19 protein-coding genes and 1 tRNA gene are annotated in these 26,344 nt (G+C 37.3%); 9 read left to right on the top strand and 11 right to left on the bottom strand.

Annotation, left to right across the window (positions count from 1 at the left end; translation table 11 throughout):
• Nucleotides 1–192: 192 nt before the first annotated feature.
• Nucleotides 193–2,883 (top strand): DNA gyrase/topoisomerase IV subunit A, encoded by a 2,691-nt coding sequence (locus H6607_05655; protein MCB9261842.1) that lies wholly within the window; start codon nucleotides 193–195, stop codon nucleotides 2,881–2,883.
• Nucleotides 2,884–3,582: a class I SAM-dependent methyltransferase gene (locus H6607_05650; protein ID MCB9261841.1), complete on the top strand. Its 699-nt coding sequence runs from the start codon at nucleotides 2,884–2,886 to the stop codon at nucleotides 3,580–3,582.
• A gap of 47 nt (nucleotides 3,583–3,629) precedes the next feature.
• Here the strand turns inward: H6607_05650 and H6607_05645 are convergent.
• A tRNA-His gene (locus H6607_05645) sits at nucleotides 3,630–3,703 on the bottom strand.
• Nucleotides 3,704–3,794: 91 nt separating this feature from the next.
• On the opposite strand from H6607_05645, the gene H6607_05640 reads away from it, so the two are divergent.
• Complete coding sequence (locus H6607_05640; protein ID MCB9261840.1) at nucleotides 3,795–6,923, top strand: tetratricopeptide repeat protein; 3,129 nt, start codon at nucleotides 3,795–3,797, stop codon at nucleotides 6,921–6,923.
• A 10-nt stretch (nucleotides 6,924–6,933) separates the two neighbouring features.
• On the opposite strand, the gene H6607_05635 is transcribed toward H6607_05640, so the two are convergent.
• From H6607_05635 to H6607_05615, 5 genes are all read right to left on the bottom strand, one after another.
• Nucleotides 6,934–7,830: a hypothetical protein gene (locus H6607_05635; GenBank protein MCB9261839.1), complete on the bottom strand. Its 897-nt coding sequence runs from the start codon at nucleotides 7,828–7,830 to the stop codon at nucleotides 6,934–6,936.
• Nucleotides 7,817–9,865 (bottom strand): polyphosphate kinase 1, encoded by a 2,049-nt coding sequence (ppk1, locus tag H6607_05630; protein MCB9261838.1) that lies wholly within the window; start codon nucleotides 9,863–9,865, stop codon nucleotides 7,817–7,819. The genes H6607_05635 and ppk1 overlap by 14 nt, the downstream gene beginning before the upstream one ends.
• A gap of 13 nt (nucleotides 9,866–9,878) precedes the next feature.
• Nucleotides 9,879–10,646, bottom strand: a complete 768-nt coding sequence (locus H6607_05625) for a hypothetical protein (GenBank protein MCB9261837.1) — start codon at nucleotides 10,644–10,646, stop codon at nucleotides 9,879–9,881.
• A gap of 56 nt (nucleotides 10,647–10,702) precedes the next feature.
• Complete coding sequence (locus H6607_05620; GenBank protein ID MCB9261836.1) at nucleotides 10,703–11,821, bottom strand: O-antigen ligase family protein; 1,119 nt, start codon at nucleotides 11,819–11,821, stop codon at nucleotides 10,703–10,705.
• Nucleotides 11,822–11,918: 97 nt separating this feature from the next.
• Nucleotides 11,919–12,881, bottom strand: coding sequence for a LysM peptidoglycan-binding domain-containing protein (locus H6607_05615; protein ID MCB9261835.1), 963 nt, complete (start codon nucleotides 12,879–12,881; stop codon nucleotides 11,919–11,921).
• A gap of 121 nt (nucleotides 12,882–13,002) precedes the next feature.
• Between H6607_05615 and H6607_05610 the strand changes: the two genes are divergently transcribed.
• The 5 genes from H6607_05610 to H6607_05590 all read left to right on the top strand — a co-directional run bounded on the left by H6607_05610 (nucleotide 13,003) and on the right by H6607_05590 (nucleotide 19,066).
• Nucleotides 13,003–14,382: a nodulation protein NfeD gene (locus tag H6607_05610; GenBank protein ID MCB9261834.1), complete on the top strand. Its 1,380-nt coding sequence runs from the start codon at nucleotides 13,003–13,005 to the stop codon at nucleotides 14,380–14,382.
• A 4-nt stretch (nucleotides 14,383–14,386) separates the two neighbouring features.
• Nucleotides 14,387–15,337, top strand: coding sequence for a glycosyltransferase family 9 protein (locus H6607_05605; protein ID MCB9261833.1), 951 nt, complete (start codon nucleotides 14,387–14,389; stop codon nucleotides 15,335–15,337).
• 608 nt (nucleotides 15,338–15,945) lie between these two features.
• Entirely contained in the window at nucleotides 15,946–16,725 is a 780-nt protein-coding gene (locus H6607_05600) for a hypothetical protein (GenBank protein MCB9261832.1), read from the top strand.
• 49 nt (nucleotides 16,726–16,774) lie between these two features.
• Nucleotides 16,775–17,554, top strand: a complete 780-nt coding sequence (gene map, locus H6607_05595; GenBank protein MCB9261831.1) for a type I methionyl aminopeptidase — start codon at nucleotides 16,775–16,777, stop codon at nucleotides 17,552–17,554.
• A 12-nt stretch (nucleotides 17,555–17,566) separates the two neighbouring features.
• Entirely contained in the window at nucleotides 17,567–19,066 is a 1,500-nt protein-coding gene (locus tag H6607_05590) for a DUF814 domain-containing protein (protein MCB9261830.1), read from the top strand.
• Nucleotides 19,067–19,075: 9 nt separating this feature from the next.
• Here H6607_05590 and priA read toward each other — a convergent pair whose 3' ends face one another.
• Nucleotides 19,076–21,499, bottom strand: a complete 2,424-nt coding sequence (gene priA, locus H6607_05585; GenBank protein MCB9261829.1) for a primosomal protein N' — start codon at nucleotides 21,497–21,499, stop codon at nucleotides 19,076–19,078.
• A gap of 131 nt (nucleotides 21,500–21,630) precedes the next feature.
• Between priA and H6607_05580 the strand changes: the two genes are divergently transcribed.
• Entirely contained in the window at nucleotides 21,631–22,494 is an 864-nt protein-coding gene (locus H6607_05580; protein ID MCB9261828.1) for a hypothetical protein, read from the top strand.
• Nucleotides 22,495–22,500: 6 nt separating this feature from the next.
• Here H6607_05580 and H6607_05575 read toward each other — a convergent pair whose 3' ends face one another.
• The 4 genes from H6607_05575 to ruvB are packed head-to-tail and all read right to left on the bottom strand — an operon-like array spanning nucleotide 22,501 to nucleotide 26,337.
• The gene (locus H6607_05575; protein MCB9261827.1) at nucleotides 22,501–22,986 is read right to left on the bottom strand and encodes a histidine phosphatase family protein; all 486 of its coding nucleotides are present in this window, start codon (nucleotides 22,984–22,986) and stop codon (nucleotides 22,501–22,503) included.
• A 6-nt stretch (nucleotides 22,987–22,992) separates the two neighbouring features.
• Nucleotides 22,993–24,390, bottom strand: coding sequence for a TIGR00341 family protein (locus H6607_05570; GenBank protein MCB9261826.1), 1,398 nt, complete (start codon nucleotides 24,388–24,390; stop codon nucleotides 22,993–22,995).
• Nucleotides 24,383–25,315 carry a tRNA epoxyqueuosine(34) reductase QueG gene (queG, locus tag H6607_05565; protein ID MCB9261825.1) on the bottom strand — a complete coding sequence of 311 codons (933 nt, stop codon included), beginning with the start codon at nucleotides 25,313–25,315 and terminating at the stop codon, nucleotides 24,383–24,385. The genes H6607_05570 and queG overlap by 8 nt, the downstream gene beginning before the upstream one ends.
• Nucleotides 25,312–26,337, bottom strand: a complete 1,026-nt coding sequence (gene ruvB / locus H6607_05560; protein MCB9261824.1) for a Holliday junction branch migration DNA helicase RuvB — start codon at nucleotides 26,335–26,337, stop codon at nucleotides 25,312–25,314. The genes queG and ruvB overlap by 4 nt, the downstream gene beginning before the upstream one ends.
• Nucleotides 26,338–26,344 lie beyond the last annotated feature (7 nt).

The raw sequence follows: 26,344 nt of genomic DNA, 5'->3' as shown, positions 1-26,344 counted from the left end.
TTTTAAAAACCTGTCAGGTCTTTTTTTAAACAAATACTTCACAACTTTTAAACTTGGATGTTTTGGTTAAGTGAGAAATTTTAATTTCGCTCGCCATAGAAAAAAGCATTAGAATGTATAATTTAAGGTAGGTGTTTGCTGTTAAAACAATTTAAACCTTCAAACCCTAAATCTTAAACATTAACACAAAACGTGTCGGAAGAAAACGAGCATATAGAAAACGAAGAGGTTAATACTGGCGGAACTGAGCGGGTTTTGAAAGGTATGTATGAAGACTGGTTTTTGGACTATGCTTCTTATGTGATTTTGGAACGTGCAGTGCCGCATATAAACGATGGTTTAAAACCTGTGCAACGCCGCATTTTGCACAGCATGAAAGAAATGGATGATGGCCGATACAACAAGGTGGCCAACATTATTGGTCATACCATGCAATATCATCCGCACGGCGATGCCAGCATTGGCGACGCCATTGTAAACCTTGGTCAAAAAGATTTGTTGATTGATACTCAGGGAAACTGGGGAGATATTCGCACGGGTGACAGTGCTGCCGCCCCGCGATATATCGAGGCTCGGCTGACAAAATTTGCCCTTGAAGTGGCGTTTAACAAGCAAACCACGGATTGGCAAAAATCGTATGACGGACGTAAGAATGAACCTATTACGTTGCCTGTCAAATTTCCGTTGTTGTTGGCTCAAGGCGTTGAGGGAATTGCTGTTGGACTTTCCACGAAAATTCTTCCGCACAACTTCATTGAGCTTATTGAGGGTAGCATTGCCATTTTAAAAGGTAAAAATACTGAACTTAAACCCGATTTTCCAACTGGGGGCTATGCCGATTTTTCTGATTACAACAGCGGTCAGCGAGGTGGTAGAGTAAAAATCAGAGCCAAAATTGAAGAAAGCGATAAGAAAACACTGGTTATTCGTGAAATACCTTACGGACAAACCACAGGTTCGGTTATAGATTCTATACTAAAAGCCAACGAAAAAGGAAAAATCAAAATCAAAAAAGTGGTAGATAATACCGCTAAAGAACTCGAAATTGAGGTGCATTTGGCCGCCGGAATTTCTACCGACAAGACAATTGACGCACTCTATGCTTTCACTGCGTGCGAGGTTTCGATAAGCCCCAATGCCTGTGTGATTGTGGATAATAAACCCATGTTTTTGAGTGTGGACGAAATACTTCGTATAAACACCGAGAACACTCGCGATTTGCTGCGTCAAGAATTAGAAATAAAACGAGGTGAATTAGAAGAAAAATGGCACTTCAGCTCGTTGGAAAAGATATTTATTGAAGAACGCATTTATCGGGATATTGAAGAAGAAACAACTTGGGAAGGTGTTTTGGCCGCCATTGACAAGGGGTTGGATCCATTCAAAAAACTTCTTAAAAGAGAAGTAACCCAAGATGATATTGTTAAACTGACCGAAATTAAAATTAAACGCATTAGCAAGTTCGATTCGTTTAAAGCCGACGAACTGCTGAAAGGTATTGAAGATGAGTTGGCAGAAGTAAACCATCACCTCGAAAACCTTACGGAGTTTACCATTGAATATTATAAAAATCTTTTAAAGAAATACGGCAAAGGTCGCGAACGCCTTACCGAAGAACGGACATTTGGAAGTATTGAAGCGGCTGTGGTTGCCGTTGCCAATCAAAAACTATATTATAATGCCAATGAAGGCTTTGTGGGAACCGGTTTGCGAAAAGACGAATACGTGTGTGATTGCTCGGATATTGACGACATCATTGTTTTTCATAGAAACGGCAACTATACTGTAAGTAAAGTGAGTGATAAGGCCTTTTTCGGAAAAGAGATTATATATGTGGATGTATGGCGAAAGGGTGACGACCGAAAGGTGTACAACTGCATTTACACCGATGAGAAATCGGGTAAAACATTTGCCAAACGGTTTAATGTAAACTCCATAACACGTGACAAAACCTACAACGTCGGAAAGCCTGAAAGTTCAAAAATCCAATATTTTACGGCCAACAACAATGGGGAAGCCGAAATTGTGAGCATTCAACTGCATGGGTTGGCAAAAGCACGCAAAAAATTATTTGATTTTGATTTTGCCGATTTAGCCATAAAAGGACGTGGCTCACAAGGTAATACAGTGAGTAAATACCGCATTAGAAAAGTTGAATTAAAAGAAAAAGGCCAGTCAACCATTGGCGGTAGAAATATTTGGTATGAAGAGGCCATTGGCCGACTAAATGTGGATGAACGGGGAAAATTGCTTGGTAGTTTTCAAACAGATGATTTGATTTTGGTTATTCACAAATCAGGAGAATATCAGCTTACAAACCATGAACTTACAAACCATTACGACCCAAATGATGTGGAACTTATAGAAAAATTCAACCCTAAAAAGCCTATTACCTGCATTCATTTTGATGCCAAACAAAAAGAAGAATTTGTAAAACGTTTTTTGATAGAAACTACCACGGTTGGCAAAAAATTTCAGTTTATCAACGAAGGCAGAAACTCGAAGTTGCTTTTTGTTTCTACCAAAAAGCGACCGACAATATTGCTTACCACCAAAAACGATAAAGGTGAAAAAGCCGAAGATGAAATTGATTTGTCGGAATTTATTGACATCAAAGGTTGGAAATCTACCGGAAATAAACTGAGCTACAACAATTTTGTAAAGTTTAAAGAAATTGAAACCGATGATGCCGAAGTAGAAGAAATTGTTGAGATGGACGAATCAGAAACGGAGGACGAAGTGGAAACCAACGAAGAAAACAACCTAAAAACTTCTGAAAAACCTAAAATAGAGGAAATGGCTAAACCTGATAAACAAGAATCGGGAGGTAATAACCAAAAACCCAAGACTTTTACATCTGGCGATCAATTAAATCTTTTGTAGATGACTGAAAATAAAGTAGTTCCCATTTCTATTCCGGGCATTCATCAAGCCTTTTGGCCTTATTTTTTGAAATGCACGGATAACAAAAAAATAAAAGTGTTGGATTGTGGTGCCGGACATGGAGCTTTTACAAAAAAATTATTTGAAGCCGGGTATGATGTGGCTGCCTGCGACTTATTTCCCGAAATATTCTATTACGATAAAGTGGCCTGCAAAAAGGCTGATGTAACGGACAGTTTGCCCTATTCGGATAATGAATTTGATGCCATTGTGGCCATGGAAATAATGGAACACATACAAGACCACGAACGTTTTTTTGCAGAGGCAAACCGAATTTTAAAACCAGGGGGAAGCGTTTATATCTCCACGCCCAACATTTTGAGCTTAAAATCGAGAGTTCGATTTCTTTTTACCGGATTTTTCTACAGTTTCAAACCACTGGAAATCAAAAACTACAACGGTTTGCAGCACGTTGCCTCGCTCACACTCGACCAATATGATTATCTGGGTGTAAAACACGGTTTTGACCGAGCCACTTATAGTTTTGATAAAAGACAAACCACCTCTCTCATTTTTCTTCTCCTCTACCCTATTTTGTGGCTCATGGCACGCATCAAGAAAACCGGAGATATGCACAACACGCTCGACTTATTGACTGGCAGAATTATTTTTATGCGATACTTGAAACCGAACAAATAAAGGACATCAATACATTCTAAATCTAAATTTAGGGAGAAAAAAGAAAGGGTGGCTAACCGGATTCGAACCGGCGACCAACGGAACCACAACCCGCTACTCTAACCAACTGAGCTATAGCCACCATCTTTTCAAAGAACCACTTCGTTTGAAGAGGGCTGCAAAAATAATAGAATTCAGAATTTTATTTCAATAAAAAATTTTGAAAGATTTTGATGACAATATCCACAAATGTGCAGAACAAAATACCAAAACCCGATGTAGCACGGTTATTTTTGAAGGTTCATTATTTTGACAGGAAAATGCAATTGACTTTAAGAAAACGGTTTCTATTCAGCATACTTCTAATCATTTCTGCTTTTGTTGTAAATGCTCAAAAAACTCAGGTTTATGAGAAACCGGAAGAGATTTTTTATCATGGGGTTGAATTGTATGACAAAGAAATATTTGGACCTGCCATTGAGGAGTTTGAACGCTTTTTGAGTACCAAACATAACAGCGATTTATTGACCAGTCAGGCTGAGCTATACGTTCTGCTGAGCCATTTGCAGCTATACCATCAGGGATACGATAAAAAAATTGAGCATTACATAAACCATAACCCCGAAAACTCTTTGACCAATTTAGCTACGTTTGAATTAGGGAATTACTTTTTTGCCCATAAAAAATATCGAAAGGCGGCTAAATATTATGAGCAAGTGCAGGTGGGCAATTTGCCAAAGGAATACTTAGAAGAAACCCATTTCAAAATGGGTTATGCCTTTTTTCAGGATAAAGATTACGAAAAGGCCAAGGCTCATTTCAACAAAATCAGAAATCAACAAGGAGAATATTACACCGAAGCCAATTATTACTATGGCTACATCTGTTATAAAGACTACGACTACACTTGTGCATTGCAAAGTTTTGAAAAAATAAAAGATAATGGTCCACAGGTAATGCACCTTTATATTGCCCAGATTTATTATGCACAAGGGGGATACAAAGCATCATTAGAATACGCCGAAAAAAACAAACTGGAGAAGTATCAAGAAGAGTATAATTTGCTTTTGGCAAAGTGTCATTTTCAACTAAAAGAATACGACAAAGCCAGAGCCTATTTTGATAAACTTGATGTAAACTCGACAGCCTTGGGCGATGAAGATATTTATATGTATGGGTTTGCATATTACATGAATGGCAACCACGACAAAGCCCAACAAGCATTTGTAAAATTGTCTGGCTTCGAAAATAATCTTGGTCAATTGGCAAACTATCAGTTGGCTCAAAGTTTTTTGGCTACCGGCGACAAACAAAAAGCGTTTAATGCTCTTGGCGTGGCCAAACGAATGGAATATAACAAGGAAATTCAGGAAATTGCCCATTTTAACTATGCCAAACTGGCTTTTGAACAAGGCTCTCAAAGCCAATCTATCCAATCAACACAAGATTTTATTAATAAATTTCCGAAAAGCGAATATTTGGATGATGCCAAAGGCATGTTGGCCGAAATGTTGGTGTTGACCAACAATTATGAGCAGGCCATACGAGTTTTGGAGGAGATAAAAAACTTCAACACACAAAGTAAGGCTATCTACCAAAAAATTACCTACAACCGTGCAGAACAGCTTTTTATTGATAGAAATCTAACCGACTCGAAAGAATATTTTAACAAATCTTTAAAATTTACCTCTGACAAATTGTTGGAAGCAAACGCATACTATTGGCTGGGCGAAATTGACTTTGCCGAGAAAAAATATCCATCGGCCAGAAGCAATTATAACCGCATGATTAATATCAGTGGGTCAGAAAAAAGCAAATACTATCATAAAGCCATATACGGCATTGGCTATACGCACTATATGGAGGAAGACGTAAGCAAAGCCATGAACTATTTTAGTCAATACGACAAAAAATCGAACGACAAAGGCTCAGATGTTTATAACGACAATGCTCTTAGATTGGGCGATAGTTATTTTTTAAACAAGCAATACACAAATGCCATTGCCTCTTACGAAAAAGTGGCCTCCGGCAATTATGACCAAAGTGATTATGCCCTTTTTCAACAAGGAATTATTTATGGTTTGCAGGGAAAATACGATACCAAAGTGGCCACGCTCAAAAAAATAGAATCGAGATTTCCAAAATCTGTGTTTGTTGATGATGCACTTTTTGAAATTGGAGATACCTATTTTAAAAATCTGAATAAATCAAGCGAGGCATTGACCATGTTTAACCGAGTAATAAACAACTACAGCGGAAGCATCTATGTTCCGGATTGCTATTTGCAAATAGCTAATATCTACAACAAAAGTGGAGACTACGCAAAATCTATTGAATTCTGCAAGAAAGTTATTACCGACTATCCAAACTCACGAAGTGCAAAAGAAGCATACGTGATTGGCGAACAGGCTGCCATGGGCGGTAATATGTTGGATTCATGGTATGATTGGGTAAATGCACAACCAGGAAGTGGCGATGTTCGTATTTCCTATCAAGACAGCATGTTGTACGAATCATCACTGCAAAAATATAGAATGGGCGATTGCGATGGAGCGTCAAAAGGTTTTGAATTATACAACAAACGATTTGGCAACACCGGTTATTTTGTTATTCAATCGCATTACTACATGGCCGAATGTGCTTATGCCAAAAAAGACTACAATACCGCTGTGGAACACTACAGATTTGTGGCTGACAAATCCTTGAACGAACAATTGGAAGATGCCACATTTAAACTTTCCGACATTCTTTATTACCAAAAAAGATATACAGAGGCTCTGCCCTATTTCAGCAAATTAGAGCGTATTGCCAGTTCAAAAGATCATTACACCTTTGCAGTGGTTGGCCAAATGCGATGCAACTATACTTTAGGAAACATGGAAGCGGCCAAGAAAAATGCTTCTGATGTTTTGCCAATAGAAAATGTTGAAACCATGTATTTAATTGAGGCAAACTTGATTTTGGGTAAAATACAGTATGAATCGGCCAATTACTTAACCTCCATGTTCCACTTGGATTATGTTGTTAAAAACTCAAAAACGGGCCAGGGTGCGGAGGCTCAATACTACCGATGTCTTGTGTTGTACAAACAGACGAAATATGATGATAGCCAAGACGAAATATTTAAACTCAGCGAAGATTATGCAAGTTATGAATATTGGGTAGTAAAAGGATTTATCCTATTATCAGACGTTTATTTGGCTCAAAAAGATTATTTTCAGGCCAGAGCAACCTTGCAAAGTTTGCAAGAGGTATATGATGGCGACCAATCTTTACTCAACGAAATAGAGGCTAAGTTGAAAAAAATAGACGAGTTGGAGGCCATAGATAAAGGTGCTTCCGACCAATCTGGAGGAGAATAAAGTTTGATGTTTATTTTAAGGATTTGTAATTTGCATAAAGCGAGCGAACAATACCGTCAGACAAACCTGTCTTTGGCACATATATTCGCTTTGATTTAGTTTTTTCTATTATCCTCAAAAATATTTGGCTTGCCGGAATAATTACGTCCGCTCTGTCGGGGTTTAAGTTGTGCTGAATAATCCGTTCTTCGTAGCTCAAATCTTTAATTAGGTTGTAATACTCCTCCAAAGCACTCACATTCAAATGAAAGTCAGCCGATCTTCGTCGTTTTATCTTGTATATTTTGTTGATATTTCCGCCCGAACCAAGAATGTTAACTCCACTGTCGTATAAATTATGTTCTTTTAACCATTCTTTCAGTCTTAGCCATTCAGCTTCATCCACCTGATTGGTTAAATATCTTATGGTACCAATATTAAAAGATTCACGGATGGTTTTCTTCTTGGTGTGAAAAGTCATTTCAGTACTACCTCCACCAACATCAACATAGAGTAAGTTTCCGCGAGTATGCAAAAATTCAGGGGGTTTTGAATCACCAGAAATCACGTTGGCTTCTTCCTCGCCCGAAACTATCTGTATGTCTATACCTACTTCTTCGGCAATGTGTGCAACAATTTTTTTTCCGTTCGATGCGTCACGCATTGCCGAAGTGGCCAAAGCCTTGTAATCAATAATTTCTTGGGTAGCCATCAAATGTTTGAAACACAACATGGTTTCAATCATTTTTTTTTCTTTTTCTTTACTAATTCTTCCAAGTTTAAATGCGTCATCGCCCAAACGCAACGGAACACGAAGCAATATACCTTTTCTAAAAAAAGGACCTTGCGGGGTTTCAAAAACGTAACATAAAAGAAACCGGATGGCGTTTGAACCAATATCAATACTTGCGAAGTTAAGCTGTTTCAATATCCTTTAATTCACTTAAATAATTGTAAAACTCTATTTGGCTGCGAATGGCTTTCGAATCATTGCGAACATATTCATTTTTCATCGACTTATCAAAATTTCTGGCCTTTACATTGTCCGACAATTGAATTCGCAAAAATTCAATTATCTGGTCTTGAAGTTTTGATTCATATATGGGTGTGGTAACCTCTATCCGATAATCTAGATTTCTGGTCATCCAATCGGCAGAAGAAATGAATACTTTTCTGTTTTTTCCTTTTCCAAAAACAAATATTCGGGCATGTTCTAAATATTTATCTAAAATACTGATGGCGTTGATGTTTTTATGGTCGGGAACCAATGAACAGATTCCGCGAACGATCAGATCTATCTTAACTCCCAAATCTGCCGCTTCGTATAATTTGGTTATCAAATCCTTGTCAACCAGATTATTCAACTTAATCAATACATAACCGGTTTTGCCGGATTTCTGCCTTTGTATTTGACCTTTAATTAATTCTATAAGCGAATTTCTTGTATAGCGAGGACTTACCAAAAGGTGTTCAAAACGTAAAGCCAGATACGGTTTTTCAATAAATTGAAACACGCGTTCCACTTCGGTGGTCAAATTTTCATTGGCAGTGAGCAACGAAATATCGGAATATACATTGGCTGTTCCTTCATGAAAGTTTCCGGTGCCTATATGAGCCACTTTTCGCTCTTGACCCTCGTGTTTAAAATTGATTAAAATAAGTTTTGAATGAATTTTTAGCCCCGGTGACCCTAAAATTATTCTTGCTCCACCATCGGTCAAAGCCTTTGCCCAATGCAAATTGGCTTCTTCGTCAAAACGGGCTTGCAGTTCTATTACCACAATCACTTCTTTGCCATTTTTCACTGCATTTATCAGTGCATTTATTACCCTCGAATCTTTGGCCACCCGATAAAGTGTAATGCGAATGGATTTAACACTGGGCATGATAGCCGCTTCTCGAAGCATATCTATCACATAATCAAAACTTTGATATGGATAATGAAGCAAAATATCTTTTTTACAGATGGTTTTTAGTGTGCTTGTTACATTTTCTAATGCTGCGTTGGCCAGCGATGGCCGTTTTTTAAATACCAAATCTTCGCCACCAACATTCGGAAATTTCATAAAATCTTTGAAATTGTGGTATCTACCACCCGGAATAATGTTTTCTTCCTGAGCCAGATTCATTTTTTTGAGTAAGAATTTTACCCTGTCTTGGGGCATGGTGCTGTCGTATATAAATCGAAGTGGCTCGCCTTTTTTACGCTTTTCCAAACTTCGCCTAATTTTATCATACAACCCCACGACGATGTCATCATCCAAATCTAGCTCTGCATCTCTAGTTATTTTAAAAACATGAGCATCAAACTGTTCGCAATCGAAAATGCTGAATATTCTTGGAAGGTTGGCACGTATTATATCATCAAGATAAATAATATACTTCTTCCCCCTATCATCTGGCAATACGGCAAAACGACTGATATTTCTGGGTATCTCAATAAGGCTATATTGTTCTGTTTTACTTCCGCTTTTGTTTCTAAATCCGACAAATAAATAGTTGGCATCATCGTTTAAATAGGGAAATTTTGGGATTTTTCTTACCATAATCGGCACCAAAAGTGGCTCAACCTTTTGAAGAAAATATTCCTTTACAAATTGTGTTTGGGTTTCTGAAAGTTGACTTTCGTTAATAATGAAAATTCCCTGATTTTCAAGTTGTTTGATAATTTTTGAATAGGTAGCATCAAACCGTTTTTGAAGCCTAATAACGTTTTCGTGTATATGGTTCATTATCCATTGTGGCGATTCGTCGAGCTCAATTCCTGTTTTTCTTTGCAGTTTTATCAACCTACGAACAGAAGCTACTCGAACACGAAAAAATTCATCTAAGTTGTTTGAAAAAATGCCCAAAAATCGCATTCTTTCTATCAGTGGGTTTATTTCGTCTTCGGCCTCTTGCAGCACTCTTTCATTAAAAGAGAGCCAACTTATTTCTCTATTAATTATCAAATCAAAACCTATTTATTTTGACCATTTAATACCCGAGCAAATAGACAAAACTCAATCGAATAGACTTTGCCCTGCCAAAGCCATAGCTATATTGACCATTGCTGTTGAGAATTTGATTTCCGTAGCGGTCGGTATAATATTTTTGACCATCGGTTTGGCCATATTTAAGATTCACTTCCATTGGGCTGCTTCTTCTCCAAAAATGAACACCCAAACTAAATACGGGTATCCAAAAACCACTATTTACTTTTCTTTCTACATCGGTTTTTGCTACAGATTCAAAATTAATCAACCCCATTTTATTGAATTCGTAACCCACACCCAAAGAAACGCCATATTCCTTTTCGCATTTATAGGTGGATGCAGAGCCGGCATAATACCTCAGCATGATAGGCATTTGGAAACTGCCTGCCCCGCCCTTTGTGTATGACACCGAAGAATTGGCCGGTTGTGTTGACCCCAAACCAAAAGTCATAGGTATGGCAATTGCCAAAGCGGTATTTTCATCTATTTCCTTCAGGTTATAGCGAGATTCAACTCCAAAGGAGTATATGTTGTACATAAAGTTTTGAAAAGGCACGTTGGCATACTGAGGCACCTCTTGGCCATCCACAATAATTGTGTTTCCGGTGGGAGCATTTTCTAAATACAGTGGCCCCCATATTAAATCGGTATAAATAGACGATTGGAGCGAGAAGAAAAATCGGTCTTTAATATCCTTTTGAGCCATGGCTGGCATCAATCCAAAAAGAGATAAAAGAATGAAGCTAAAAGTTGTTTTCAATATGTTCATAACACGTTTATTCAATAAAAAACGAATCTTGCCCAAGTCAGATGTTAAATCGTAAGTCATATATCTGTTTGTTTTTGTCTAAAAACCGAATATTGGCAGAGCCCAAAACCAAACAAGGTGTATATAATAATGCCTTGCTGACGTTCAATGACCGACTCGAGCATAAAACTCACCAAAATTACTACCAAAACGCTCAATGTCAAAGGGTTTTTAGCATTTAACCAAACCATAACAAAAACAGAAAGTAACGCAACCAGTAATCCAAAAATACCATAGGTAGCGGCAGATTCCACAAATTGATTGTGCGGAGCCACCCAATTTATTTCATATAACTTGGTTTTATTTCGTTGATATTGATTCTTTATTTCTTCCGGAAAATGCTCGAAACCCACACCCCACAACGGTTTGTTTTTAAAAACGTCAATTCCTGTTTTTAATGATTCCAAACGCATGGCCATTGATTTATAATTGATATCCTCCCCGGTTCTGATGGCTTCAAAATCTTCAACGGAGTTGGCAATTTTGTTTCTAAATGATTTTGAACCAGCGTAAGCACCGGCTATCAAAATAAATAAAGCCATGCTACCGCCTAACAGTAGTTTCAAATTTTTGTTTCTGACGGACGAATAGATTAAGTAAAAGATGATGGATACATAGAACGCAACCAACCCAGTTCTTGAAACTAAAATGTGCAGGGTTATTATTTGCAAAACACCCATTATTAGCCATAATTTTTGTTTTGTTTCGGTAAAAAACATAAAATGAAGCCAAATGCAAATGGCCATGTAAATGCCAAAATAAATATGGTGCATTTTTATGATTAAAGGTACATGTTTGCTCTGCAACAACAATTGGTTGATTTCTTGATAATGAAAAAAATAGTTTACTGAACTGAACACAGAAATAACCAAAACCAAAAATGATAAAAGCTGCAAAAAGATTCGGAATTGACGGGTTGCTTGCCCAATAAAAATAAGATATAACGGAATGATAATTAAAGGAAGTTTCAGCAATAATTCTGAAAAATAGGATGACAAATTATCTGTTCGAAAAATATCAAGTATAACCAAATCAATAAAAAGTGAAAATGAAAACAGCACCAACTTTGTTGTTTTAGAAAAATTTGGCTGGGCAACAACCCATTTGGCAACAATAACAGCTACCATAGCTGCCATTGAGATTGAAATCAAAGCGGGCGAGGTAAAAATTGCGATAGCCAACAAAAAAAGGGGGACATACTGCCACCCTTCTTTTTTGATGTATTGATAAAGATTATCGGGCAAAACTGGTTTCTACTTTTCCACCTACTTCTAATCCAAGTTCAGATAAAACATTTTCGGGTAATAATATAATGTTTCCTTTATCTGCATTCAGGCTGTGGTTGGAAACAACTTTTACAAAAACAGACTTATTATTTGCCGGATTGGTTATCATTATTGTAGAACCCACCGAAGCCGCATGATGAGAGCAAACTCTTTTATTGGTCGAACTGCTCAAATCCATCTTCAACTCTTCATTAACGCCGGTTTCCACCACTTTTTCAATGTTATATTTTGGCATCGGTTCCACTTTTATTTCATAAGTAGATGTTTTTGAGTTACTTATTTCTTTGGCATTCGATTTAGTATTGGTTTGAGTATTGGTTGCTTTTTGCAACTGATTGGTTTTTGCAACCGCATCGTCTATTTTCTTTTCTGCTTGAACCATTTTATCGTCAAATGATTTCTTTTCTTCTTCGGTTGATGGAACCACTAATTGCTGGCCAACAGTCAATGTTTCTGATTGCAGATTGTTTAACGATTTTAGAATATCAACTTTAGTTTTATACAAAACCGACACAGAATAAAGCGTTTCTCCCTGCATTACAGTATGGTATTTGGCAAAGGTGGTTTTAGCACTTGTTTCGGAGCCGGTGGCTGCTGGCTGCTTATCGCTTTGAAAATATTCTTTTACTTTTTGCTCTTCTTTAGGGGCATCTTTACCCGTGGGAATAAGCAATATTTGATCAACCTGTAATGATTTATCCGACCCCGGGTTGGCCTCGATAATATCATTTAATGGCACATTATATCTTCTGCTTATTGAAAAAAGCCCTTGTGCCTTCTCCACCTTGTGCATGATAAAGATTTTGCCATTTTTTACTTTCGTACCTATGGAGTCGGTCGGATTGGCGTTTACAACGGTAAAAGAGACAAAAAAGGCCAACAGTATCCCGATTTTCTTAAATTGTTTCATTCTTTTAAAATTTACGTTTGTCGAAGCAACAAATATTCCAAACAAAATTATTAATCAACTTGCTATTTTTTGAACTATTTTGCACACAGTATATCTTTAAATGCTTAGAATTGTTGACTAAATGAAACACTTTTACTCCATTTTTCTGTTCCTAACGGCTTTTGCTTCATTTTCTTTTGCTCAAAACAAAACAGTTGTTTTGGGAACCATTAAAGAAGATGTGGGTCCTTCCTCGGCACGCATGCTGTCAAAAACAATTAACACAGCTCAAGAGCAACATGCCGACCTAATTTTATTGGAAATGGACACCTATGGTGGCTCTTTGGTTGATGCAGATAGTATGCGAAAAAGAATTTTGGACTGCAACATTCCCATTTATGTTTTTATAAACAAAAACGCAACTTCTGCCGGAGCCTTAATTTCTATTGCCTGCAACAAAATATTTATGAGCAAAGGTGCCTCCATTGGTTCAAGCACTGTTGTTGACCAAAACGGTGAGGTGCTGCACGATAAATATCAGTCTTTTATGCGAAGCATTATGCGAGCAACGGCAGAAAGTCATGGCAAAGACACCATTATTGAAAATGGCGACACCATAATCAAATATAAACGAAATCCACTTATTGCCGAAGCAATGGTTGATGTTTCTATTGCAATTCCTGGAGTGATAGATAGCGGCAAGATACTGAATTTTACTACCGAAGAAGCCATTGCAAATAATTATTGCGACGGAGAGTTTCTAACTATAAATGACATTTTAAAGCATGAAGGTTTTGGCTCTGCAAAGCTCATTCGGGTCGAAAAAAGCAGTCTGGACAAGGTAATTGGTTTTTTGGCAAACCCTGTTTTGCAGGGTGCATTAATCATGATTATATTTTGGGGAATCTTTTTTGAGCTTCGCACACCCGGTGTCGGATTTCCATTGGCTGCGGCCATCATAGCTGCACTGCTCTATTTTGCCCCACTCTATTTAGATGGATTAGCTCAACACTGGGAAATATTACTTTTTGTAATAGGTTTAATACTTATTGGTTTAGAAATATTCGTCATTCCCGGTTTCGGAGTTACGGGTATTTCGGGTATTCTTCTAACCGTTACCAGCTTAATTTTGAGTTTATTACGAAATGTTGATTTAGACTTTTCCGGCACAACCGAGTACGAAGTTTCAGCCGCCATGATGACCGTGTTTGTTGCTTTAGTCGGATTTTTTGTCGGGGCATTCTTTTTCGGGAAAGGGTTGATGAATACACCTTTGATGCGGAAACTTGTTTTGCAAAACACCCTTGCCGATGCTAAAGCCGGTATTCACATTATTGAAAAACCGGGTCAAGAAATGCTTGGCAAAACGGGTATCGCCCATACAGACATTCGACCTATCGGCAAAATGCGGGTGGACGATGATGTGGTGGAAGTAAAAAGTTTTGGTGAATTCATTGCCAAAGACAGCAAAGTGCGAATAATTACACGAGAGTTGGGGTATTGGGTGGTTGAAAAAGTTTAGCAGTTTGAAAATTCTTGTAGTTCGGTTCAGCTCCATTGGAGATATTGTCTTAACCACGCCTGTTTTTAGGTGTGTAAAAAATCAAGTTCCCAATGTCGAAATTCATTTTTTGACCAAAAAGAGCTATGCAGGATTACTAAAAAGTAATCCTTACATTGATAAAATTTGGTCGCTCAACGATGATTTTTCAACTGTAGCGAGTCAATTAAAACAGGAAAAATTCGACCTGATTTTAGATTTACACAACAACCTTCGCACAAGTCGTTTAAAGTTTTTTTTAGGTGTAAAAACGTTTAAATTACGCAAACTCAATGTGCAAAAATGGCTACTTACCAACTTCAAAATCAATAAACTGCCTCCCGTTCATATAGTTGACCGATACTTAGATACAGCAAAATCATTGGGAATAAAAAACGACCATAGGGGTTTGGATTATTTTATTGATGCTGCAACTGTTTTGAAAAATACGTTACCCGAAAAATTTGTTTGTTACGCCATTGGTGGTCAGCATGCAACCAAAAAATTACCGTCGAAAAAAATTGTCGAGTTGTGTCAAAAAATACCAATTCCCGTAGTAGTGATTGGCGGAAGAGAAGATCAGTCAGAAGGCCATTTTATCGAAAATCAATGCAAAAATGTATCATCCCTTTGCGGACTTCTCAACATTGACCAAAGTGCGTTGGTGATGCAAAAAGCCGAATGGATTATTACGCACGACACCGGAATGATGCACATTGCAGCGGCTTTGAAAAAGAAAATCATTTCTATTTGGGGCAATACCGTGCCGGAGTTTGGCATGACACCCTATTTGCCGGATGAAGCGTCTAAGATATTCGAAGTACAAAATTTACCTTGCCGACCATGTTCAAAACTTGGACATCCCTCCTGCCCCAAAAAGCATTTTAACTGCATGAATAAGCAAGATTTACAAGCAATTAGCGAGGTTGTGAAATGATAGCTTTCATCGAAAATGAAACCCTTTACTTTGTAGGAAGTTATTTAGAGTGGGGACTATTGGGATTTGCGATTTACCAAATCTTTTATGCACTTATTTATTTTTTCAAACACAAAAACTGGTTTTTCTCTTTTCAAAAATTTGATGACATATCACTTTGGGTTGGTAGAATTTTAGGCCTCCTATATATTTTATTAGTTGCTTCTTACCTAATCTTAACTTTTGCTTTTTCATTTCCTACTTCTGATGGAAATGAACTATTCACCACTCTTAAACATTATTTGAGGCACTATGAATTCTTATTTTACCCATTGCTTTTCATTGGCTTATCTACCATGCTATTTACACAAAAGAGACTAAAGAATTTTACACTATTGAGAATTTTATCCGGCCTAATGGCTTTCTTCTCTTTAACTCCATGGCCGTATTATTTTGACTCGGCTTTCTTTAGTGAATTTATTTCAACTTCTTGGGAATTCAATTTTTCGCTGCGAGCATTTCTTTTTCCATTTATCATTTATATCGCACTTTGTTCGGTTATTTATTGGGTTAAAAAAAGTTCTTTCTAATTAATACAATGAAACCCCAGTAATTAAAGTTTAGATGATATGAAAAAATATTCCTACCCTATTGTTTTATTGCTTTTATCAGTCACGATTCCTTCCAATGCACAAAAAATTTCAATTACTGTAAAACCTGATGGCACCATGTCTGAACCCATTATTGAATATAATGTTAAAAGTGACAAAAATATGATTGGGTATCAACCCGGTGGTTTCCTCTATAACCCAATCAATTGCGATACAGCAATTGTTCCAAAATTTAACATTACAGATTTTGACACCAACTACAATATCTGTATCATCGATTCCAAGATTTTTTCTTCCGATTTTAATTACATCATTTTTAATCGTGAGAAACATGTAAAGAATAAAAGACCAATTGGTTATTCACTTGGCTGGCCTGCCCCAAATATTGATGGGGGCATGGCGGTTATTATTAACCCAAAACAAATGTATTTAAAATCTGGCCATGACAATCCAAATCCAAACTACCTCTATTGGCTGTGCGATATTGACTCTACGGCATTTGGGTCAATTGAAAAAACACTTAATGACTCCATCTTTTATTGGCAAAAAAGAGAACCAAATTGGTATGGATTTGTTGGTATGTGGCTTCCAAACTATGCGTCAGAGTTTCCAATTCCGGAAGAATGGAATGATTCGTTGCTCAATCTTCATCAAGAAAATCATTATAAGACGGCTTATTTAAACTTAACCCGAATTATTGATATGCTCAATCAACATTTACCTGAAAACCAACAAATTGCAAAGCCAACCTACACAGAATTTCGTGAAAATAAGAAAATCATGATTTCGGATAGATGATTCAAACAGCCACATTCAAAGTAAATATTTGACCTAAATTTGCCGCTCAATGGCGATAAAAATAAAAAACGCAAAGCAAATAGAGGGAATACGAAACGCTTCCCGTTTGGCCGCCGAATGCCTAAAATATTTGGAACAGTTTGTAGTAGAGGGAGTTACAACCAAAGAATTAGACACCCGTGCAGCTGAGTTTATGAAAAAACACAACGCCCGCTCTGCCACGCTTGGCTATCGTGGGCACGGTGTTCAACCATTTTCGGGGAATATTTGCACCTCTCCTAATGATGTAATTTGCCATGGCGTGCCAAACGACTATACACTTAAAAACGGTGATATTTTGAATATTGATGTTACCCCTATTTTGGATGGATATTTTGGTGATACCTGCAAAATGTACACTGTTGGACAAATCAGCGAGCAGGCTCAAAACCTAATAGATGCCACGAAAAAATCGTTGCGAATTGGCATGGAGCAGTGTTTTCCGGGCAATAGGTTTGGAAACATTGGATTTGAAATCGCCAATTATGCTCGGGGCGAAGGCTATTCGGTGGTATATGAATTTTGCGGCCATGGTGTGGGTTTGAGTTTTCATGAAGAACCTGATGTGCCACACTCGGCTTCAAAAAACTCAGGAAAACGTATGCAACCCGGAATGATTTTTACCATCGAACCAATGATAAACACCGGAAAAGCCCGCTCAAAGGTGGACAAAAAAGACGGCTGGACTGCCCGCACAATTGATGGAGGTTTGTCCGCCCAATTTGAACACACAATCCTTATCACTGAAAATGGATATGAAGCGTTGACGGATGTTTTTGGTGATTTTTAAACGCTTATTTACTTGCACAATAACGCTTTCATACTTCAACTTCTGGCCAAGTTTCTTAACGAAAAACTGGCCGAAATGCATTTAACTGAATGTGTTAGCAGTTCGGCAGAAGAGTTGCATTTGCTTTTTGGAAAACGTTTTTATTTAAAAATACACTTTGCCGCTTCCGATACCCTTTTTCTTAATCCGGAGGAAATATACTTTCCAAAACGAGGTGTTATTAACCAATTCAAACAGATTTGGAATACTCAATTAAAAGCCGTCAAACCTTTTCCTCTGGACAGAGGTTTTACTTTTGAATATGAAGACTACAGTCTTCATATTCAATGCTTTGGCAGAAAAAATGGAGCCGTTTTGACTCAAAATAATCAAGTAATAGCCCAATTTAAAACAAAACTCGAAAACCAATCATATATCGTTGAAAATAAGGAAATTACATTTAATAAATCATCCAAAGAATTTGAAAAACTAAACCCATTTGTTCATCCGGAAATGATTTCTCAACTTCAAAAAATGCAATTTTTTGATTTAGAAAATCAACAAGCAGAATGGGAAAAGTTTATTTTAAATATTTCTAAATCAAGTTTTTATATTTCAAAAACTAACGACCAGTTTGCCCTTTCAATATATCCAAACCAAAATGATTTAGAGAATTATGACTCGGTTTTGGATGCCCAAAACGATTTTGCAAAATTGGTCTTGGCTCAACAGCGATTTAATGACCTAAAAACCAACCTTTTGGCTGAAATGAAAAAACAATTAAAACATCAGCAAAAATTAATTTCAAGTTCTGAAATAAAACTCAAAAAACTCTCACAATCAACCAATTACAAAGAGTACGCAGATATTTTAATGGCCAATCTTCATGCTATTTCTAAAGAAACTGACAGTATTGAGCTTTTCAACTTTTATACAAATCGAGATGTAACAATTCCGTTAAAATCCGACTTATCGGCTCAAAAGAACGCCGAACGATATTATCGAAAAGCCAAAAACAGCCATTTGGAAGTCGAAAATGTTAAATCTGTTTTGGAAAAAGCCAAAGTGTTGGAAATTTCTTTGACCGAAAAAATCAAAAAAATAGAACAATCTACTTCAACAAAAGAATTACAACCTTTTGAAAATCAAAAGAAAAGAAAAAAAACAGACACAAATGCCGACAGCCCTCCTTACCGTATTTTTTCATACAACGATTTCGAAATTTGGGTAGGAAAAAACGCCCAATCAAATGATAAACTACTAAAGCTAATGCATAAAAACGATGTGTGGTTGCATGCCCGAAATGTGGCAGGATCGCACGTTTTAATTAAAAATAAAGAAGCAAAAAGAATAGACAACTCAGTGCTTGAATATGCCGCATCTTTAGCAGCTAAATTCTCTAAGAATCAACACGATAGCCTTGCAGCGGTTATTTATACCGAGCCAAAATTTGTGCGAAAATTTAAGGGTGCCAACCCCGGTCAGGTAAAAGTGGAGCGAGAGCAAGTAATTTTGGTAAAACCATTAACCTAAACCATTACTTCACTGTGGATCCACATCAACCGTAACCCTAACTTGTTTATAATCTTTATTTTGCCTGAATATTTGGAGTTTTTCGGATAAAAATAATTTAATGCCATTAATTGGCATCGGGGGTGCTATTTTGATTAAAATTTGCCTGATAAATAACCCCCTAATTTTTGAAATATGCGGCTCTTCAGGCCCTAACATAATTCCTTCTAATCGGCCTCGCAGCAACAAAGCTAACATTTCAGCCGCCTTTTGGGCTTGCTGCCAATCTTTATGACGAATAACTATTTTTATGATTCTACCAAAAGGTGGATAATGAAATTTCTCTCGTTCTATTATTTCTCGGTGGTAAAAATCGTTATAATTTCCGAATGTAAATTGCTGTATTACAGGATGTTGTGGCTGATTTGTCTGCAAAATAATTTCTCCTTGCTCTTTTCTTCGTCCGGCTCGGCCACCAACTTGTGCAAACAACTGAAAACTCCGTTCAAAAGCCCTGAAATCAGGGAAATTCAAGGAGTGGTCGGCATCCAAAATTCCAACTAAAGCTAAATTTTCAAAATCAAACCCTTTCGTAATCATCTGGGTACCAATCAAAATATCAATTTCTCCGTTTTCAAACCCTGATATTATTTTTTGTAGTGCTGTTTTTGTCCTAGTTGATTCATAATCAAGTCTTTGAATACGAGCTTCTTGAAAAATGGAAGCAAGCTCCGACTCAACTCTTTCCGTGCCATATCCAACCATTTTCATCGCCATATTTCCGCAAGCAGGGCATTGGTTTATTGGTAGTATTTGATAGCCACAAAAATGACAACGCAGTTTATCATCACGCCGATAGTAGGTCAAAGTTATATCGCAATGTATGCACTTAGGCGACCAACTACATTCTGTACACTCCGTTACGGGTACATATCCCTTTCGGTTTTGGAATAAAACCACTTGTTTTTTATGTTTAAGTGTTAGCTCAATTTTTTCAAGCAAAATACTGCTAAACAAGCCATTAAGTCTTTTTTGCTTGCGTTCTTCACGCATATTTACAATGGTTATTTCGGGTTTTAAAACATCGTTGTATCTACCCTCTAATTTTACAAAACCATACTTGCCAATACTGGCATTATAGAGTGTCTCCATTGAGGGAGTAGCACTTCCAAGCAAAACTTTTGCCCCACTATATTTTGCCAGCATTATGGCTGCATCTCTTGCATTATATCTGGGAGCGGGTTCCATTTGCTTGTAACTTGCTTCGTGCTCTTCGTCAACAATTATAAGCCTCAAACTATGAAAGGGCATGAACAAACCCGAACGAGGAGCCAATAGAATAGTTGCCTCTCCTTCTCTAATTTTTTGCCATATTTCCAATCGTTCATTGTCGCTAAATTTGGAATGGTTTACTAAAACCTGAGATCCAAAATACGCCTGAATTCTTTTTATCAACTGTGTTGTGAGCGAAATTTCAGGAAGCAAATACAACACTTGGCCACCAATTTTAATCACCTCTTCCATCAGTCGGATGTAAACATGAGTTTTGCCACTTGATGTTTCCCCTTCTAATAAAACAACGCTTTTTTCTTCAAACCAATTATTTAATTTTTCGCAGGCATTTAATTGATTTTCAGTCAATTCATTTATTTTATACTCTTCAAGTTCTTGAAAAGAATTTCGCTCCACAACTTGTTCAAACTCATGCAAAACACCGTTTTTTAACAGCGTGCTTGTAGATGACGGACTCAGACCATTTGCTTTTATGAATTCATTTTTATCAACCCCTTTGTTGTTAATGTCCGTCGAAACGAGTTTCATAAGCACATGCAACTGAAGGGTTGAACCTTGTTCCAGTTTTTCAAACAATGCCTGCATTTCCTCTCGATTAGAATAATATTTGTCGGCAATTCGTATAAACTTTTTTATTTTGGGTTTATAACGCTCATTTAATTGCTCTGTAATATCAATAATTCCCTTTTTGTAAAGAGATTCAACGATTTTAAAACCACTTTTCTTTTTTGAAATTTCGTTTACCTCGTCTAACGTTAAGCTACCCGAAATTTTAAGTTTTTCGATAATGATCATTTCCGATGTATCAAGCTCATTATCAGCGTGTAGAGTATCTACATTAAGTGTTATTTTTGTTTGACTTTGCAACTTTAGTGCATTTGGTAAAGCAGCATTCATTACTTCGCCCATTGTACACAAATAATAGTTTGCTACCCATCGCCAAAACTGAAGCTGCTGCTCGCCCACCACCGGCACATCGTCTAAAACAGATAAAACGTATTTAGCCGGATAATTTGGTGGATTTTGATTGATTTCAAATACTACCGCGGCATAAATCCTTTTTTTGCCAAATTGTACCACCACCCTTTTTCCTACTGCAATTTCTTCATTTAGCTCTTGAGGAATGCGGTAGGTGTATTCGGTTGGGAGTGCCAAAGGCAATATCACTCTAGCGTAAAGACTTGTATATTCTTGAAAAATAGACAACTATTCTATGTCATTAGTAATTTACAAATCTGTGAAAATTAATAAGAAATTGCACCGTTATATTTGCACACTTTTAAAAAAAACGAATGCGACAACTGCTTTTTGCAATTTTTGGTTTTGCCGTTGTCCTCTTTAGTGGCTGTGATGATGAAAATTCTGTTAATAAGGATACCATTCAATCTGCCGAGGATAACAGTTTGGTTGAAACACATTTTACAGCCATTTTTGATGCCGCCTTTGATATTATTTCAACCATAGATTCGTCGCTAAAAAAATCGGATGCATCCATTATACCAGGCGATGTTTCTATCTTATTTGTTGATTCTACTTTTATGGATGGCGATGGGCTGGAAATTGTAGTTGATTTTGGTCCGTTGAGAAACACTGAACCGCAAGGAGTGTTGTGCGTAGATGGAAGGTACAGAGCCGGAAAATTTACCATTGCTATGAACCTACCTTTGGGATCTCCCCAGTTTCAAGCCGAGATTATCATAAATCAGGAAGATTCTTATTTTTCAGGAAATGGTCAAGAAATGGCTCAACTTTCTGGTAGAACCATTGTGACTTTGCCCAAAGAAAATGAGTTGCGGATTGTTGTTGAAAATGCACTTCTTAAAGACAACTTAGGAGATATATCTTGGAGCAGCGATAGAAGGGTAACTCAAATTGTTGATAAAGGCAAAGGCATTTGGGGCGATTCGTATTCTATAACTGGTTCAGCTTCAGGTATTAATAGAATGAGTCAGCCCTTTACGGCAGAAATCACATCTCCATTAGTTAAAAAAATGGATTTGGGATGTGCAAAAACATTTATTGAAGGTATTCTGGAGATAACATCTGATAATTCTCAAAATATCCAAATTGATTATGACCCATATAAAAACGCAGATTGTGACCAACTGGCCGAAGCCACAATTAATGGTCATAAAACCATTTTTGAGGTTCGATAGGGCTTTCTAAAATTTTTTAGGAAATTCAAATAAACCGAGAGTACCACATTGATAATCAATGTTTTTCCAGCTATTTATTTCTAATTTCAGTTGAGCAAATCCGCCGGTTGGTAGATTATCAAGCCGAGTGTTGGTTAGGTAGTTGATTAAATCTGTCAAACCCGGGTTGTGAGCCACAATCAACACATTATCCAGTTGGTTGTCAATACAGGATACAAAATCAACAAAATCGTGATCCGAAAAGGTATATAATGCCTTACATGCTTCCAATTCCGTTTTATTGTGCAACAATCCACAAACCCCGATGGCCGTTGTCTTTGCTCGGTTGGCTGTGCTATAAAAACAGCGTTGCGTTGCAAAATTGAGTTCATTTAATCGATTGGCAATTTGGGGGATGTCGTTTTTGCCCCTCTCGTTCAATGGCCTGTCGTGGTCGGGCAAGCCATAACTCCAATCCGATTTACAATGTCGCAGAATATTTAAGGTTTTCATTTCGAATTATTTAAGTTCTTCAATTCGCACATTTTTATAATAACCGTATCTCAATTTCAACCAATCCTTTATATCTTGTTTTGCTCCATTTACCATTCCTCTTTTCCATTTTATTAAAATAAAAGGTTCTATTTCCGAAAATTCATTATTCAGCGGTTTAATGGCCATTTGCATCGTATCTAATTGTTTAAAAAGTAATTTGGCCTCAGCCACGGTCTTTCCGAATCCTTTTTCTATCTCGAAAATACTGTCATATCGCTGTTTCAACTTTTCCAATTCTAGGTTTTTTTGAGACAAGTCAGCTTGTAATTGATTGGTCAAATGTTCCTTTTTTCCTAATAGGTCATCTTTCTCATTTGCCAAAACTTTATATGACTCATAAGTACCCATACTAAAAATTTCAAGAGTCGCATAACTTATGTAGTTGCTATTCAATAATTTCTTTAGCGAATCTTTTTCTTGATCAGAATAATTGTTGCCATAAACAAATAGTTTTATATGTTTCATGGTATCATTATAAAAAATATGTGGATTGATGGCCTGATGATTCTCGTCATTTATACAGGTAGATATAAAATCATTGGCTTTGCTTTTAAACCGTGCTTCTTTAATGGCTTTAAGATATATAAAAACACTCGGCACCGCCACAAGAGTTACAAAAATGACAATAAATGCTCTGCCTTTTCTTTTGGTATTTTCATTTACATAGCTTGCCGTTGGAAATCGCAAATACCGCACAACCACCAATGCTGAAAGACTTATAAAAACGGAGTTTATAAAGAATAGATACGATGCTCCCAGCACATAACTCAAATCATGAACGGCCAGCCCATAGCCAACTGTGCACAGCGGTGGCATAAGGGCTGTGGCTATGGCAACCCCCGGAATAACGTTGCTTTTTATGCTTCGGCTTCCGGCCAAAATGCCTGCAAAGCCACCAAAAAGGGCAACCAATAAATCAAGAAAACCGGGTTTGGTGCGTGCGTCAAGTTCGCTATGATCGAGGCCAATTGGGGCAAATGAGAAAAAGATAAAGGCAACCAAGACACTAATCGATATGGCAATTGCCATATTTTTTATAGCTTTTAGGAGCAAATCTCTGTCGAATGTGCCAATGGAAAACCCTATTCCGGTTATTGGCCCCATCAATGGGCTAATAAGCATTGCCCCAATTATTACAGCTGTCGAATTTAGATTGAGGCCAATGCTGCATATTAATATGGAAAGAATTAAAATCCAGATGTTGAAGCCTCTAAAAACAACATCTTTTTTAATTCCTATTGTGGTTCCGGGTTTGTCAATTTCATCTTTAACACTAAAAATATCGTCCAAAATCTTCTTGAGATTGAACCACAAACCCTTTTTGACAAATTCTATTTCACTTTTTGATTGCTCTTCAGTCATTTTCGCTTTGTTCTAAAAATTGCAAGTTGCGTAAAAAGCCGGAAAATTTGGTTCTTTTTACCGCCGATTTTCTGAAAATATCTCTAAAAATATCCTCGTTTATTTTATTCCAATCTTCTCTTTTATAGGTTAAAATTGTTGGGTTTGGTGTTAACTTTACTTCTGAGTGAGGTATTGAAAAACGATTCCACGGGCAAACATCTTGACAAATATCGCAGCCAAAAGCCCAATCCTGCATGCTTTTTTTAAACTCCGTTGGAATTTTGTCTTTGAGTTCAATAGTTAAATAGCTTATACATTTGTTGCTGTCTATAACTTTATCGGCCACAATTGCTTCTGTGGGGCATGCATCTATACATTTTGTGCAGCTTCCGCAGTGGTCGGTGGTTGGGCTGTCATAATCCAACTCCAAATCGCAAATAATCTGAGCAATAAAATAAAATGAGCCTCTTTTTTTTGTTATGAGCAAAGAGTGTTTGCCAATCCAACCCAATCCAGATTTTGCTGCCCAAGCCCGTTCCAAAACCGGTGCTGAATCAACAAAAAATCGAGATTGAAAACTACCAAAGTGTTGTTCAAGCTCTTCTATAATTAATTTTAGTTTATCCTTTATTACATCATGATAATCTTGGCCATAGGCATATTTAGAAATTTTTGGTGCATCAATCGGTTGAAATTCAGCAGGATAATAATTAAACAACATGCTGATAACCGACTTCGAACCCTCAACCAATAACTTTGTATTTGTGCGTTTATCAAAATGGTTTTCCATCCATTTCATGGTGCCGTGGTAGCCATTGTTTAACCAATTCTCCAACTGTTTTGCCTCATTCTCTAAAAAACCTGATGCACTTATTCCGATGGCTTCAAACCCATACTTTGCTATGATTTGTTTTACAATTTGTGTTTTTTGGGGTGAGGTCAAAACAATGTATTCATCTTGCTTGGGGGAATTTTTCCTAAATGTTCATAAGCCAAATGCGTAGCCTCTCTACCTCTTGCCGTTCGCTGAATATAGCCCTCTTTTATCAAAAATGGCTCATACACTTCTTCGATTGTTCCGGCCTCCTCGCCCACCGCAGTTGCAATTGTACCGATGCCCACAGGCCCACCTTTAAACTTCTCAATGATGGTGGTAAGTATGCGATTATCCATTTCATCCAATCCTCTTGCATCCACATTTAATGCCTCCAAAGCATACTGAGCAATTTTAATCTCTATATTTCCATTGCCTTTTATTTGGGCAAAATCTCGTGTTCTTCGCAAAAGTGCGTTTGCAATTCTCGGGGTTCCACGACTTCTTCGGGCTATTTCGTAAGCCGCCTCATCGTCAATTTTGGTTTTTAAAATACTGGCCGATCGTTTTAAAATTTTTGCCAACAATTTGGCATCGTAATACTCTAATCTACAGGTTATTCCAAATCGGGCTCTAAGAGGAGATGTCAACAACCCGCTTCTTGTGGTGGCTCCCACCAGCGTAAATGGATTGATGGATATTTGAACGCTTCGGGCATTGGGGCCGGTATCGAGCATTATGTCAATCCGATAATCTTCCATGGCCGAATACAAATATTCTTCCACCACCGGACTCAATCTATGAATTTCGTCAATAAACAGCACATCACCCTCCTCCAAATTTGTGAGTAATCCTGCCAAATCGCCCGGTTTTTCCAACACCGGACCAGATGTGGTTTTAATGTTGCTGTTTAGTTCGTTTGCAATGATGTTGCTCAAGGTGGTTTTTCCCAATCCTGGGGGGCCATGCAACAAAACATGATCCAACGCCTCACCCCTCTGAACGGCGGCCTGAACAAATATTTTTAAGTTTTCCAATATTTTGTCCTGTCCGGTAAAATCAGTAAAACTTTCCGGACGAAGAACTTTCTCTATGTCCTTGTCGCTATTGGAGAGGTTTTCTGCCGATGGGTCTAAAAATTCGTTTTGCACGTTTCAA

Source organism: Flavobacteriales bacterium, from assembly GCA_020635395.1.
In the GTDB taxonomy this organism is placed as follows: domain Bacteria; phylum Bacteroidota; class Bacteroidia; order NS11-12g; family UBA9320; genus UBA987.
This window is presented reverse-complemented; position numbering and strand designations above follow the sequence as displayed.

Coding starts and splice junctions, on each gene's coding strand:
- H6607_05650 (MCB9261841.1), top strand. CDS start 2,884: ATGACTGAAAATAAAGTAGTTCCCATTTCTATTCCGGGCATTCATCAA.
- H6607_05640 (MCB9261840.1), top strand. CDS start 3,795: ATGACAATATCCACAAATGTGCAGAACAAAATACCAAAACCCGATGTA.
- H6607_05625 (MCB9261837.1), bottom strand. CDS start 10,646: ATGAACATATTGAAAACAACTTTTAGCTTCATTCTTTTATCTCTTTTT.
- H6607_05620 (MCB9261836.1), bottom strand. CDS start 11,821: ATGGCAGCTATGGTAGCTGTTATTGTTGCCAAATGGGTTGTTGCCCAG.
- H6607_05615 (MCB9261835.1), bottom strand. CDS start 12,881: ATGAAACAATTTAAGAAAATCGGGATACTGTTGGCCTTTTTTGTCTCT.
- H6607_05610 (MCB9261834.1), top strand. CDS start 13,003: ATGAAACACTTTTACTCCATTTTTCTGTTCCTAACGGCTTTTGCTTCA.
- H6607_05600 (MCB9261832.1), top strand. CDS start 15,946: ATGAAAAAATATTCCTACCCTATTGTTTTATTGCTTTTATCAGTCACG.
- map (MCB9261831.1), top strand. CDS start 16,775: ATGGCGATAAAAATAAAAAACGCAAAGCAAATAGAGGGAATACGAAAC.
- H6607_05580 (MCB9261828.1), top strand. CDS start 21,631: ATGCGACAACTGCTTTTTGCAATTTTTGGTTTTGCCGTTGTCCTCTTT.
- H6607_05575 (MCB9261827.1), bottom strand. CDS start 22,986: ATGAAAACCTTAAATATTCTGCGACATTGTAAATCGGATTGGAGTTAT.
- H6607_05570 (MCB9261826.1), bottom strand. CDS start 24,390: ATGACTGAAGAGCAATCAAAAAGTGAAATAGAATTTGTCAAAAAGGGT.